The following is an 11,923-nucleotide window of genomic DNA, read 5'->3' as shown; positions in this document are numbered from 1 at the left end:
CGACGTCTTCCGACGACGACTCCAGGCCACCAGCACCTGTCGTTCCTCGCCAGTCAGGACCACCGGATCGACTGTCGGGCTCGGCATGCCACACCCTACCAACCACCGGCGAACTAACGACTCAGGAAGCTAGATCTTCGCCAGCGCCACCGCGATCTCCGCGGCCAGGCCGACGTTGGCCAGTACCAGGGCCTCGTTGGTGTCCAGCGAGGCGCCGTCGCTCGCCGTGTGGAAGTGCTCCAGCAGCACCGGGGTCACGTCGCCGCCGCGGACGTCCGCGGCGGCCACCTTCGCCATGCCCTCCGTCAGCAGCCGGTCGTGCAGTGCCGCGTCCAGCTCGTGCTCCACCGGCACCGGGTTCGCGACCAGGACGCCCGAGCGCGCCGGCCCGCGGCGGTGCGCGGCGATCACCGCTGCCGCGGACGCGGGCGCGTCGACCCGCCACGGCAAGGGAAAGCACGACTCGCGGCGGTAGAAGGCCGGGAACGAGTCCGTCCGGTAGCCGACCACCGGCACCGACCGGGTCTCCAGCACCTCGATCGTCGCGGCGATGTCCAGCACCGACTTCACGCCCGAGCACACCACCGCGACCGGTGTCGAGGCCAGCACGTCCAGGTCCGCGGACACGTCCCACGAGGACCCCTCACCGGGCGGCGGCAGGTGCACGCCGCCGAGCCCGCCGGTGCCGAACACGCCGATCCCGGCGGCGTGCGCGACCAGCGCGGTCGACGCGATCGTCGTGGCGCCGTCGCGGCCGAGCGCGATGGCGGGGCCCAGGTCACGCGCGGAGAGCTTCGCGAGGTCGGCTGAGCAGACCCGGTCCAGGTCGGCCGCGTCGAGACCGACCCGCAGCCGGCCGTCGAGCACCGCGATCGTCGCCGGCACCGCGCCGGCCTCGCGCACCGTGGCTTCCACGGCGTCCGCGACCTTGCGGTTGCGGCCCGGCGGCAGGCCGTGCGCGAGCAGCGTGCTCTCCAGCGCCACCACCGGCAAGCCGTCGGCGAGCGCGGCGGAGACCTCCTGCGCAACCCGCATGTTCTCCTCGAGTCTGGTCACGTTTGGGGACCGGGATCCGGCACGACCCGCTCCGGCTGGGCCTGGGCCAGCGGCGGCAGCGGGCAGTGCAGCAACGCGCACACGGTACGCAGGAGCTCGATCTCGGACACGGTCATCACCCCGTCGTGCCCGATGACGGTGACCATGCCGGCGACGAGGAACTCCTTCTCCGGACCGTCCAACGCGTCCAGCGCCGGCCACGCCGGCTCGAGTGCCACGGCCCCGGCCGCGGGCGGGTCGTAGGGGAGCGGCGAACCGGGCACCACCCGCGCGAGCCCTTCCCGGTACGCGGCGGACGCGGCCTGCCGGTCGGCCGAGCCGGCCTGCGCGAGCAACGCCAGCAGCGTCGCGGCGGACCGGTCGACGACCTCGCGCGGCGCCCTGTTTCGACGTCCCTGCCGGCTCCACGGCGCGCCCCGGTGCATCGACTCGTGCAGCTCGCGGTGCAGCAGCCGGGACAGGCAGTACTCGAACACGTCGATGTGCCCGTCGACCCGGATGAGCGCGTGGATGCAGGCCAGCACGGCCTCGGCCGCGGGCCGCGGCCGGTGGCGCAGCGCGGGGAAGGCCAGCTCGCCCAGCGGCAGCCGCAGCGCCGGATGCAGCCCGGCGAGTACGTCGGCCTCGGCCACCGCGGCGTCGGCTAGACCATCGCCGTAGCGGGCGGCGAGCACCGCGTGCTGGTTGGCCCGCGTCGCCGGCTCACTCGTCAGCAGCAGGCCGAACACCAGCGGCAGCACGGCTTCCGGGTGCCGGGCGCGGTCGAGCAGCTCGGGTGGGATGGCGTCGAGGATCGAGGCGGCGACGCGTCCCGGTGCCGGCGCGACCGACCCGACGGAGGCGATGACCTCGTCCGGCCGCACGGAGATCGGGGCCTGCGGGGCGGGGAGCGGTGCCGGGCCGGCGGGTCCGCTCGGCGCCAGACCGAGCGCCTCGTCCTCGGCCAGCCCGGCGGGTGGGTAGCGGGCCCAGTGTTGGGAGAGCTCATCGAGCTGACGCTGGTCGAAGTTCGGTTCCAGCGTCTGGATCCGCTTCACCAGCGGCGGGTGCGTGGCGAACAGTCGGCTGAACAGGAAGCCCTCGCCGAACAGCATGTGGCTGACGTCCTCGGCCTTGTCGCTGCGCAGCCGTGACCCGAGCCCGCCGATCTTCTTCAACGCACCGGCGAGCCCCGCGGACTGGCGGGTGTACTGCACCGCCGACGCGTCCGCCAGGTACTCCCGCTGCCGGGAGACCGCGGCCTTGATGATCCGGCCGAAGAACACCCCGATGTAGCCGACCGCGACCAGCGCCAGCCCGATGAGCGGCAGCGGGTTCTTGCTGCCGCCGCGCAGGTGCAGCAGCACCCGGCCGACGATCGCCAGCACGAGGATGCCGAACAGGGTGCCCATCAGCCGGATGTTGAGCCGCATGTCGCCGTTCACGACATGGCTGAACTCGTGCGCGATCACGCCCTGCAGCTCGTCGCGGTTGAGCCGCTCCAGCGTGCCGTAGGTGACGGCGATCGCCGCGTCGGCGGGGGAGAAGCCGGCCGCGAACGCGTTGATCTGGTGTTCGTTCGGCAGCACGTACACCTCGGGCACGGACACCCCGGACGCGATCGCCATCTCCTCGACCACGTTGCGCAGCCGGCGCAGCCGCGGGTCGGTCGTGTCCTCGCGCACCGGGACGCCGCCGAGGCTGCGGGCCACCCGACCGCCGCCACCGCCACGCAGCATCCGGGTGCGCACGAACGACGTCAGTCCGATCGCGACGATCATCAGCGCGCTGACCCAGATGAGGAGCGTGAACACGTCATCGGTCCGCTGACCGGTCTCGCCGAGCGCGCCGAACGCGACGACGGCGACCAGGTCGACGACGACCACGATCGCCAGCACCGCGACGACGAACAGCACCACGAACCGCCGGGAGACCTTGCGAACGTCGCGCTGCCGCTGGAAGAAGTTCATTCGCCCGAGTCCAACGCGATCCGCGGCGCCGCGCGCTTGTGCGGCTCGTCGAGCTCGAGGTAGGCGGCCGGCGCGAACGAGAACATCGACGCGACGAGGTTCGACGGGAACGTGTCCTGCTTGTTCCGGTAGACCATGACCGCGTCGTTGTAGGCCTGCCGCGCGAACGCCACCCTGTTCTCCGCCGACGTCAGCTCCTCGGCCAGCTGCCGCATGTTCTGGTCCGCCTTGAGCTCCGGGTAGTTCTCGCTGACCGCGAACAGCCGGCCGAGACTGCCGGTGAGCGCGTTCTCCGCGCCGGACAGGTTCGCCATCGCCGCCGCGTCGCCGGGCGAGGCGGCCGACCGTGCGCTCACGGCGGCGCTGCGCGCGGACACGACCGCGGCGAGCGTCTGCTGCTCGTGGCGCATGTAGGCCTTCACGGTCTCGACCAGGTTGGGGATCAGGTCGTGCCGCCGCGTCAGCTGGACGTCGATCTGCGCGTAGGCGTTCTGCCACGCGTGCCGCGCCCGCACGAGCGCGTTGTACAGCATCACCAACACGAGCGCGATCACCACGACGACCACGACCACGACGATCAACACCACCACGGCCCGCTCCCTCCGGTTCCTCCAGGCGAGGATAGGGCCGCTCAGTTCACCGGGAACGTCCAGCGCGTCGGCGAGCCCTCGAAGTCACTCGACATCAACCCGACGGCCTTCGCGGGTCTGACCAGGCCCACCGCCGCCAGTTCGGGGGTGAAGAACTCGACCGGGTACTCCGTCCGGTACTTCACGTTGACCACCGCGACGAACCGGACCAGCCGGTCGGACTCGGTGACCAGCTCGACGGTTCCCTCCAGGATCACCGGGTTCTCCGGGTCCTCCGTGGACACCGACACCGCCGAGCCGGCGCGGATGTTGCGCATCTTGCGGGAGTTCGGGCCCGCGGAGAACCACAGCGCGTCGTCGTCCCACACCGCCCACACGGGTGACAGGTGCGGCCGCCCGTCCGGCCACACCGTCGCGACCCAGTAGTCGTGGCTCTCGTGCAGGCGGGCCAGCGCCCAGCTCCACGGCAGCAGGCCGGTGCCTCGGCCGGCCGGCAGGATGCCGTACCCCGGCATGTGGGGACGGGACGCGACCGGCTCGGCCATGGCTGTCCTCCGACTAGTCGAAGATCCCGCGAGCCTTGGCGACCTCCCGCAGCCACCCCTCGATCTGCTGCTCCCAGTTGGTGCGGCCCAGCGCGGCGTACTCGACCACGAACATGCCGAGCATCGACTGGCCGCGCGCGCCGAGGCCGCCGCCCTTGCGCACCCGGACCCGCTTGGTCACGTCAAGCACGACCTGCACGTCTCGCGGCCGGGCGAGGAAGGTGACCGCCACCTCGTGGAACACCTTCGCGAAGCTCGGCGACGGCGTGAAGTTGATCTCCTGGAAGAACGGCAGCTGCTGGTCGGCGCCGTCCAGCCGCTCCTTGACCAGGTTGGCCGAGCTGAACTGGAAGCCCAGCCGGCTCATCGCGTCGAGGATGCGGTGCTGCGCGGGCACCGGCTCGATCGGGATGGCGTCGACGTCCTGCGGGTCGACCACCGTGCGGCTCAGGTTCAGGTTCGTCTGCAGGCCGATGGCCATGCCGGTGAGGAACTTGCCGAAGACCGTGGTGATCGGTGTCTCCCAGGGCATCTGCACCTCGAAGGGCACCTTGATCTGCGCGCCGGCGCGCACCATCTCCTTGCCGGCGAGGTGCACGTTCTGGAACGGCATGTCGACCACCGTGGCCTCGCCGCCGTTGGTGCTCTCGTGTTCGACCCTGGCGAGCAGGGTGACCGCGAGCGACTCGACCTCCTGGTCGACCTGACCGCCGGTGAGCATGACCTCACCGCGCAACGTGCCGCCGGGGCGCACGTGCCGATCGAGAATCCGGGCGTCGACGGTGGCGCCGCCCTGGCCGAAGCTGGCCATCACCTTCTGGAACATGTCGCGAATCCTGCCAGCACCCGATCGGGTGTGGCGTGATTTCCGGCATCATGTAGGCCGTGAATACACAAACATTGCCCGAGGTCGACACACGGCCGGAGGGCACCGACACCACGGGTGACGACACCCCGAAGATGTTCCACTACGTCCGCAAGGACAAGATCACCGAGAGTGCCGTCACGGGCTCGGTGGTGGTCGCCCTGTGCGGCGAGGTCTTCCCGGTGACGCGCTCGCCCAAGCCCGGCTCCCCGGTCTGCCCGGAGTGCAAGAAGATCTTCGAGCGGCTGCCTCCCGGCGGTGGTGACGAGTAGCCGACTACCCTGCCCGCCGCGCCACCACGAGCAGGTAGTCGTACGCGAGCCCGGCCGCCATCTCCTTCTCCGCGTAGGCCAGGAACCGGCGGTCGAGCTCGGCCGGGTCCTGCGCCGCGGCGAAGGCGGCGATCGTCGGGCCGAAGTGGGCCTTGTAGAAGGCGCAGTACTCCGCCGCCGAGGAGAACCGGTCGACCGGCAGGCTCTCCTCGACCGCCGACAGCGCCGACACCCGGTCACCGAACAGCGACCGCACGTGCTCCGCGGACCCCCAGTCGGTCGGCGCCGGGCCGGGCGCGGGCGAGCCGAACACCGCGAAGAACCGGCCGATCGACCCGGTGGGCGTCCAGCTGACCAACCCGAGCCGCCCGCCCGGCCGGCACACCCGCAGCATCTCGTCGGCCGCCGCCTGCTGGTCGGGTGCGAACATCGCCCCGACGCACGAGAGCACCACGTCGAACTCGCCGTCCTCGAACGGCATCCGCGCCACGTCGGCCTCGACCCAGTCGACCGGGGCACCCGAGCGCCGGCCCACGTCGAGCAGCTCCGGCGTGATGTCCGCGGCCACCACCTCCGCGCCCGTCCCCGCCGCGGGGATCGCCACCAGCCCGCTGCCCGCGGCCACGTCGAGCACGCGCTGCCCGCGGCCCACCTCGCAGGCCGCCACCAGCCGCGGCCCCAGCGGGCCGAGCACCTCGTCGGCGACCTTCGAGTAGTCGCCCATCGCCCACACGTTCACGGTCATCCCGGACACCTCCCGGCACCCAGGCTGGCCGACCCAGGGGCAGCGTGGCCACTCCTGATTCTGTAGCGACACCAACGCCTCCGCGGTCCTAGAGTGGCGCCATGCACGGCTACGGGCAGTTCTGCCCGGTCGCCCAGGCCCTCGAGGTCCTCGGCGAGCGGTGGACCCTGCTGGTCGTTCGCGAGCTGCTCGCCGGCAGCAGCCGGTTCAACGAGATCCATCGCGGCGTCCCGCTGATGTCGCCGACCCTCCTGTCCCAGCGCCTGCGTCGGCTCGGCCGGGCCGGCATCGTGGAGCGCGGCGCGCACGGCGAGTACGTGCTGACCGCCGCCGGCCGCGAGCTGTCCGGGGTCGTCGACGGGCTCGGCGTCTGGGGCCTGCGCTGGGCCCGCGACGAGATCCGGCCCGAGCACCTCGACCCGTCGACGCTGGTGTGGGACATGCGCCGCCGCTTCGACCACGACGCCGTGCCAGACCGGCGGATCGTCATCGAGCTGCGGTTCCGCGGCATCACCCGCGGCCACCCGGTCTGGTGGCTGGCCGTGGACCGCGCCGCGGTCGACGTGTGCCTGTCCGATCCGGGGTTCGGCGTCGACCTGCTCGTCGACGCCGACCTGCGGACGATGATCATGGTGTGGATGGGCGACCTGCCGCTCGCCGAGGCGCTGCGGGCGGGCGAGGTCGTGGTCACCGGTGCGCCCGCGCTGGAGCGGGCCTTCCCGACCTGGCTGCGACTGAGCCTGGTCGCCGGCGTCGAGCGGCGGGACTCAGCCGCCCGGCTGGCTCTCGGTACGGGGTGAGCGCGACCGCGTCTCCCCGTTGGGGTTGGGCGCCTCGGTGGCTTCCGGTTCCGGTTCCGGGGCGGCCGGCTCGGCCGGGTGCGGCGCCACCACCTTCCCCATCTCCAGCCGCCGCCACTTGCGCCGCTGCCGGCGGGTCATCCGGGCCGGCCACATCTCCTGGATCGCCGCGTTGAAGTACGAGCCGATGACGATCGCGAGCCCGATGAAGAACGCGAACAGCAGGAACGCTATCGGGGTGGCCAGCGCGCCGTAGGTGTAGCCCGTCGTGGTTATCCACGAGATGTAGAGCCGCAGCCCGATGCTGGACAGCAGGAACACGATCATCGCGAGCACCGCGCCGGGCAGCCCGCGGTGCCACGGCAGCTTGCGCGGCAGCGCGAGCTTGTACAGCGTCGCCAGCGCCAGCACGATCAGCACACCGAGCGCCGGGTAGTAGAACGTGTCGACCCAGAACGCGATCTCCGGCCGCCACGCCGTGGGAAACAGCCGGGGCAGCAGCTCCGGGCCGAGCGCGAGGATCGGCAGTCCGATCACCAGCAGCACCAGCGACGCCAGGTACAGCAGCAGCGCGAAGATCCGCTGCCACACCTCGTTGCGCACGCCGTACTGGTCGTGCGCCACGGTGATCGCGTCGACGAACGACGACATGGCCGACGAGCCCGCCCACAGCGAGAGCAGGAAGCCCACGGTCAGGATCTCGCCGCGCCCGTTGCGCAGTATGTCGTCCACGGTCGGCTCGATGATGTCCCCGACGACGTTGGAGCTGAACGCGGTCCGCGACCACTCGATGATCGCGGAGTGCACCTTGTCGATGACCTCCTGGCCGAGCCACTCGGCGACGTAGCCCAGGCTGCCGAGCAGTCCCAGCAGCAGCGGCGGCAGCGAGAGCACCTGCCAGAACGCGGCCTCGGCGGCCTCGGAGAACAGGTTGCCGTCCCACGCCTTGGCCCACGTGCGCTTCAGCAGCCGCGCGGGTCCACGCCGCAACAGGGCACCGGTCCTCTGCGCGGCGTTGCGGCTCGGGTGTTGTGGCTGTGGACTCATGTCAAGACCAAGCATGGTCCATCGGCACCCGAACGGCGCGGCCCGCCCGATGAACTTCGCCGGACGTGTCGCCCCGGCGACCGCCGCGGCGCGCAGGTACAGTCGTGCCCGCCCTCAATGATGTCGCTTGAGGGCTTTGCTTTGCGTTGGTGTGCGGGGGAGAGAGTGCAGGGGGAGATGGTGACGGCCGAGCCGATCGAGCGAGCGACGACCGCCCGACCGCTGCGGGCCTGGCAGCGCCGGGCGATCACGAAATACCTGGCCGCCGGGCCGAAGAACTTCCTCGCGGTGGCCACCCCGGGCGCCGGCAAGACCGTGTTCGGTCTGCGGGTCGCCGCGGAGCTGCTCGCCGACCGGATCGTCGAGCAGGTCACGATCGTCACGCCGACCGAGCACCTCAAGCACCAGTGGGCGGTCGCCGCGGCCGCCGCGGGCATCGCGATCGACCCCAACTTCCGCAACGGCGCGGGCGCCACCTCCCGCGACTACCAGGGCGTGGCCGTCACCTACGCGCAGGTCGCCGCCCACCCGATGCTGCACCGGGTGCGCACCGAGCACCGCAAGACGCTGGTGATCCTCGACGAGATCCACCACGGCGGCGACGCGAAGTCCTGGGGCGACGCGATCCGCGAGGCGTTCACCCCGGCCATGCGCAGGCTCGCGCTCACCGGCACCCCGTTCCGCAGCGACGACTCGCAGATCCCGTTCGTGGACTACGAGCCGGACGGCAGCGGCTTCCTGCGCAGCAAGTCGGACCACACCTACGGCTACGCCGACGCGCTGGCCGACGGCGTGGTCCGGCCGGTGATCTTCCTGGCCTACTCGGGCGAGGCGAGCTGGCGCACCAGCGCCGGCGAGGAGTTCACCGCCCGGCTGGGCGAGCCGATGACCGCCGAGCAGACCGCGCGTGCCTGGCGCACCGCGCTCGACCCGCTGGGCGAGTGGATCCCGGCCGTGCTCGGCGCGGCCGACCTGCGGCTGGCCCAGCTGCGCCAGACCGTGCCCGACGCGGCCGGCCTGGTGATCGCCTCGGACCACGAGTCCGCCAAGGCCTACGCGAAGATCCTCGCCCGCACCACCGGCCGCGACCCGGTCGTCGTGCTCTCCGACGACCCGAAGGCGTCCGGCCGCATCGCCGAGTTCACCGACTCCGACGACCGCTGGCTCGTCGCCGTGCGGATGGTCAGCGAGGGCGTCGACGTGCCCCGGCTGGCCGTCGGCGTGTACGCGACCAGCGCCTCGACGCCGTTGTTCTTCGCCCAGGCGGTCGGCCGGTTCGTCCGCGCCCGCCGGCCCGGCGAGACCGCGAGCGTGTTCCTGCCGAGCGTGCCCGTGCTGCTCGAGCTCGCGAGCGAGCTCGAGGCGCAGCGCGACCACGTGCTCGGCAAGCCGGACCGGGAGAAGGACGGCTGGGACGACGAGCTGCTGGCGGACGCGAACCGGGTCCAGGACGAGCCGGGCGAGGAGGAGAAGGCGTTCACCTCGCTGTCCGCCTCGGCGGAACTCGATCAGGTGATATATGACGGCTCGTCGTTCGGCACGGCCGCGTTCGCCGGGTCCGCGGAGGAGCAGGAGTACCTGGGCCTGCCGGGCCTGCTCGAGCCGGACCAGGTTCGGGCGTTGCTGCGGCAGCGGCAGGCTGACCAGCTCACGGAGCGTTCTCGGCAGGCGAAGGAGCGGGAGCCGGCAGTCGCGCCGCCGCGGTCGCAGACAGTCGCCGAACGGCTGAGCGCGCTGCGTAAGGAACTCAACACTTTGGTGGCCATGTACCACCATCGAACGAACAAACCGCACGCGATGATCCACAGTGAGCTACGGAGAGTGTGCGCGGGCCCGCCCACCGCGATGGCTTCTGCCGAGCAGCTCGAGGAGCGGATCGCTACGCTGCGTTCCTGGTAACGGTCGGGGAGCCGGTTTGCGTGCAGATGGCCGGTTCGTTGCCAAACTGTGTCAAACACGAGGCGCAAAATGCCCGTTCGTGGCTTCCATCACTGCCCGTCCGGGCATATGTTGTGCACCGCAACATTTCGCCCTGAGGACTGTGAAGGGACCGTTTGAATGCGCAGTACAAGGCTTGCGCTTCTCGCCGCTGGAGTGGGTCTGACCCTCGTCCTGTCGGCGTGTGGAGCCAATGAGGACACGGGCGGCGGCGGTGGCGGCGGGGAGGACACCGCCGACCAGTCCTCGGGTGGCATCCCGGTCGGGGTGATCCTTCCGGAGACGGCCACGTCAGCTCGCTGGGAGGGCTTCGACGAGCCCATGCTCGAGGCGGCACTAAAGGCCGAGGGCCTCGACCCGGACATCCAGAACGCGCAGGGCGACGTGCAGAAGTTCAGCACGCTCGCGGACGGCATGATCAACGACGGCGTCAAGGTCCTGATCATCGCCGCCATCAACAGCGAGATCGGTGGCACGGTCGCGCAGAAGGCCAACGACCAGGGCATCCCGACGATCGACTACGACCGCCTCAACCTCGGCGGCAGCTCCGAGTACTACGTGTCGTTCGACAACGTGAAGGTCGGCGAGCTGCAGGGCCAGGGTCTGGCCGACGCGCTCGAGGGCAAGCAGGGCGCGCAGGTGATCGAGATCGAGGGTGCGCCGACGGACAACAACGCGACCCTGTTCTACGAGGGGCAGCAGAAGGTCCTCAAGCCGCTCTACGACGCAGGCACGCTCAAGCTGGTCCGGTCCCAGCCGATCGACAACTGGGACAACCAGAAGGGCGGCACCACGTTCGAGCAGATCCTGACCTCGAACTCCGGCAAGGTCGACGGCGTGGTCGCGGCGAACGACGGGCTGGCCGGCGCGGTCATCACCGTGCTCAAGAAGAACGGCCTGAACGGCAAGGTCCCGGTCACCGGCCAGGACGCCACCGCCGACGGTCTGAAGGCGATCCTCGCCGGCGACCAGTACATGACGGTGTTCAAGCCGATCAAGGGTGAGGCCGAGGCGACCGCCAAGCTCGCCGCCGCACTCGCCGATGGCGACACCGCCGCCGCGGACAAGATCGCCACCGACACGAGCGAGGACCCCGAGGGCGACCGCGACGTCAAGTCCGTGCTGCTCGACCCGTTCCTGATCACCAAGGACGAGGTCAAGCGGGTCATCGACGAGGGCTACGTGAAGGCTGACGAGGTCTGCACCGGCGACCTCGCCGCCGCCTGCACCGAGCTCGGCATCTCCTGATCCGGTTCGACCCTGGGAGGCCGCGCCCGGCGCATCGGGCGCGGCCTCTCCCCAGGGGTGAGGAGGAATATCCGTGAGTGAGCCCCTTCTCGAGCTGATCGGGATCAACAAGAGCTTCGGCCCCATGCACGTGCTGCACGACGTGGACTTCACGGTCCGGGCCGGCGAGGTCACCGCGCTCGTCGGCGACAACGGCGCCGGCAAGTCGACGCTGATCAAGTGCGTCGCCGGCATCTACCCGATGGACTCGGGCCAGGTCCGGTTCCGCGGCGAGAACGTCACGATCCACTCTCCGCGCGAGGCGGCCGACCTCGGCATCGAGGTCGTCTACCAGGACCTCGCGCTCGCCGACAACCTCGACGTCGTGCAGAACATGTTCCTCGGCCGCGAGCGCGGCAGCCGCTGGCTGATGGACGAGTCCAGCATGGAGAAGGCGGCCCGCGAGACGCTCGCGTCCCTCTCGGTCAGAACGGTCAAGTCCGTCCGCACGCCGGTCAAACAGCTCTCCGGTGGCCAGCGGCAGACCGTGGCGATCGCCAAGGCGGTGCTCTGGGACAGCAAGGTCGTGCTGCTCGACGAGCCGACCGCCGCTCTCGGCGTCGCGCAGACGCGCCAGGTGCTCGACCTCGTGCGCCGGCTGGCGGAGCAGGGCCTCGGCGTCGTGCTGATCAGCCACAACATGGCCGACGTCTTCGAGGTCGCCGACCGCATCTCCACGCTGTACCTGGGCCGGCTGGTCGCCGACCTGCCGGCGAAGGAGACCACGCACAGCCAGGTCGTCGAGCTGATCACGGCCGGCCGGTCCGGCGACGTCGGCCTCGCCCGCCCGGAGCAAGTCACCCTCTGATCACTCACCCGAGGACCCCAC

The 11,923-nt window shown here is 71.0% G+C and carries 12 protein-coding genes; 5 read left to right on the top strand and 7 right to left on the bottom strand.

Translation table 11 applies throughout. The features are described 5' to 3' along the window. Window positions 1–129: 129 nt before the first annotated feature. Genes ACRDSK_RS12845 through ACRDSK_RS12825 form a run of 5 tightly spaced genes read right to left on the bottom strand, consistent with a single transcriptional unit; the run spans window position 130 to window position 4,966 of the window. Entirely contained in the window at window positions 130–1,035 is a 906-nt protein-coding gene (locus ACRDSK_RS12845) for a pseudouridine-5'-phosphate glycosidase (RefSeq protein ID WP_431440689.1), read from the bottom strand. 17 nt (window positions 1,036–1,052) lie between these two features. Next, window positions 1,053–3,005: a M48 family metallopeptidase gene (locus ACRDSK_RS12840; protein ID WP_431440688.1), complete on the bottom strand. Its 1,953-nt coding sequence runs from the start codon at window positions 3,003–3,005 to the stop codon at window positions 1,053–1,055. Next, complete coding sequence (locus ACRDSK_RS12835; protein ID WP_431440686.1) at window positions 3,002–3,595, bottom strand: LemA family protein; 594 nt, start codon at window positions 3,593–3,595, stop codon at window positions 3,002–3,004. The genes ACRDSK_RS12840 and ACRDSK_RS12835 overlap by 4 nt, the downstream gene beginning before the upstream one ends. 41 nt (window positions 3,596–3,636) lie before the next feature. Next, window positions 3,637–4,140 (bottom strand): pyridoxamine 5'-phosphate oxidase family protein, encoded by a 504-nt coding sequence (locus ACRDSK_RS12830; protein ID WP_431440684.1) that lies wholly within the window; start codon window positions 4,138–4,140, stop codon window positions 3,637–3,639. Between the two features lie 13 nt (window positions 4,141–4,153). Continuing rightward, window positions 4,154–4,966, bottom strand: a complete 813-nt coding sequence (locus ACRDSK_RS12825) for a sporulation protein (RefSeq protein ID WP_431440683.1) — start codon at window positions 4,964–4,966, stop codon at window positions 4,154–4,156. A gap of 59 nt (window positions 4,967–5,025) precedes the next feature. On the opposite strand from ACRDSK_RS12825, the gene ACRDSK_RS12820 reads away from it, so the two are divergent. Continuing rightward, a complete protein-coding gene (locus ACRDSK_RS12820) occupies window positions 5,026–5,277 on the top strand; it encodes a DUF3039 domain-containing protein (protein ID WP_431440682.1) in 252 nt (83 codons plus the stop codon). A gap of 4 nt (window positions 5,278–5,281) precedes the next feature. On the opposite strand, the gene ACRDSK_RS12815 is transcribed toward ACRDSK_RS12820, so the two are convergent. After that, a complete protein-coding gene (locus tag ACRDSK_RS12815; protein ID WP_431440681.1) occupies window positions 5,282–6,022 on the bottom strand; it encodes a class I SAM-dependent methyltransferase in 741 nt (246 codons plus the stop codon). A gap of 101 nt (window positions 6,023–6,123) precedes the next feature. On the opposite strand from ACRDSK_RS12815, the gene ACRDSK_RS12810 reads away from it, so the two are divergent. Next, the gene (locus tag ACRDSK_RS12810) at window positions 6,124–6,822 is read left to right on the top strand and encodes a winged helix-turn-helix transcriptional regulator (RefSeq protein WP_431440679.1); all 699 of its coding nucleotides are present in this window, start codon (window positions 6,124–6,126) and stop codon (window positions 6,820–6,822) included. Here the strand turns inward: ACRDSK_RS12810 and ACRDSK_RS12805 are convergent. Continuing rightward, window positions 6,790–7,869 (bottom strand): YihY/virulence factor BrkB family protein, encoded by a 1,080-nt coding sequence (locus tag ACRDSK_RS12805; protein ID WP_431440678.1) that lies wholly within the window; start codon window positions 7,867–7,869, stop codon window positions 6,790–6,792. The two genes, ACRDSK_RS12810 and ACRDSK_RS12805, sit on opposite strands and share 33 nt — an antisense overlap. A gap of 177 nt (window positions 7,870–8,046) precedes the next feature. Here ACRDSK_RS12805 and ACRDSK_RS12800 point away from each other — a divergent pair, with 177 nt between their 5' ends. The 3 genes from ACRDSK_RS12800 to ACRDSK_RS12790 all read left to right on the top strand — a co-directional run bounded on the left by ACRDSK_RS12800 (window position 8,047) and on the right by ACRDSK_RS12790 (window position 11,902). Further along, entirely contained in the window at window positions 8,047–9,768 is a 1,722-nt protein-coding gene (locus ACRDSK_RS12800) for a DEAD/DEAH box helicase (RefSeq protein WP_431440676.1), read from the top strand. A 159-nt stretch (window positions 9,769–9,927) separates the two neighbouring features. Continuing rightward, window positions 9,928–11,055, top strand: a complete 1,128-nt coding sequence (locus tag ACRDSK_RS12795; RefSeq protein ID WP_431440674.1) for a sugar ABC transporter substrate-binding protein — start codon at window positions 9,928–9,930, stop codon at window positions 11,053–11,055. A 73-nt stretch (window positions 11,056–11,128) separates the two neighbouring features. After that, window positions 11,129–11,902, top strand: a complete 774-nt coding sequence (locus tag ACRDSK_RS12790) for an ATP-binding cassette domain-containing protein (protein WP_431440672.1) — start codon at window positions 11,129–11,131, stop codon at window positions 11,900–11,902. The last annotated feature ends 21 nt before the right edge of the window (window positions 11,903–11,923 follow it).

It is taken from the genome of Actinophytocola sp. (assembly GCF_050699915.1).
Lineage (GTDB): Bacteria > Actinomycetota > Actinomycetes > Mycobacteriales > Pseudonocardiaceae > Actinophytocola.
The sequence above is the reverse complement of the archived record's forward strand: the minus strand, read 5'-3'. Positions and strand labels throughout refer to the sequence as shown.

Excerpts from the sequence above, each read along its gene's own strand:
- ACRDSK_RS12840 (WP_431440688.1), bottom strand. The coding sequence starts at position 3,005 with ATGAACTTCTTCCAGCGGCAGCGCGACGTTCGCAAGGTCTCCCGGCGG.
- ACRDSK_RS12815 (WP_431440681.1), bottom strand. The coding sequence starts at position 6,022 with ATGACCGTGAACGTGTGGGCGATGGGCGACTACTCGAAGGTCGCCGAC.
- ACRDSK_RS12845 (WP_431440689.1), bottom strand. The coding sequence starts at position 1,035 with ATGCGGGTTGCGCAGGAGGTCTCCGCCGCGCTCGCCGACGGCTTGCCG.
- ACRDSK_RS12800 (WP_431440676.1), top strand. The coding sequence starts at position 8,047 with ATGGTGACGGCCGAGCCGATCGAGCGAGCGACGACCGCCCGACCGCTG.
- ACRDSK_RS12830 (WP_431440684.1), bottom strand. The coding sequence starts at position 4,140 with ATGGCCGAGCCGGTCGCGTCCCGTCCCCACATGCCGGGGTACGGCATC.
- ACRDSK_RS12810 (WP_431440679.1), top strand. The coding sequence starts at position 6,124 with ATGCACGGCTACGGGCAGTTCTGCCCGGTCGCCCAGGCCCTCGAGGTC.
- ACRDSK_RS12805 (WP_431440678.1), bottom strand. The coding sequence starts at position 7,869 with ATGAGTCCACAGCCACAACACCCGAGCCGCAACGCCGCGCAGAGGACC.
- ACRDSK_RS12825 (WP_431440683.1), bottom strand. The coding sequence starts at position 4,966 with ATGTTCCAGAAGGTGATGGCCAGCTTCGGCCAGGGCGGCGCCACCGTC.
- ACRDSK_RS12795 (WP_431440674.1), top strand. The coding sequence starts at position 9,928 with ATGCGCAGTACAAGGCTTGCGCTTCTCGCCGCTGGAGTGGGTCTGACC.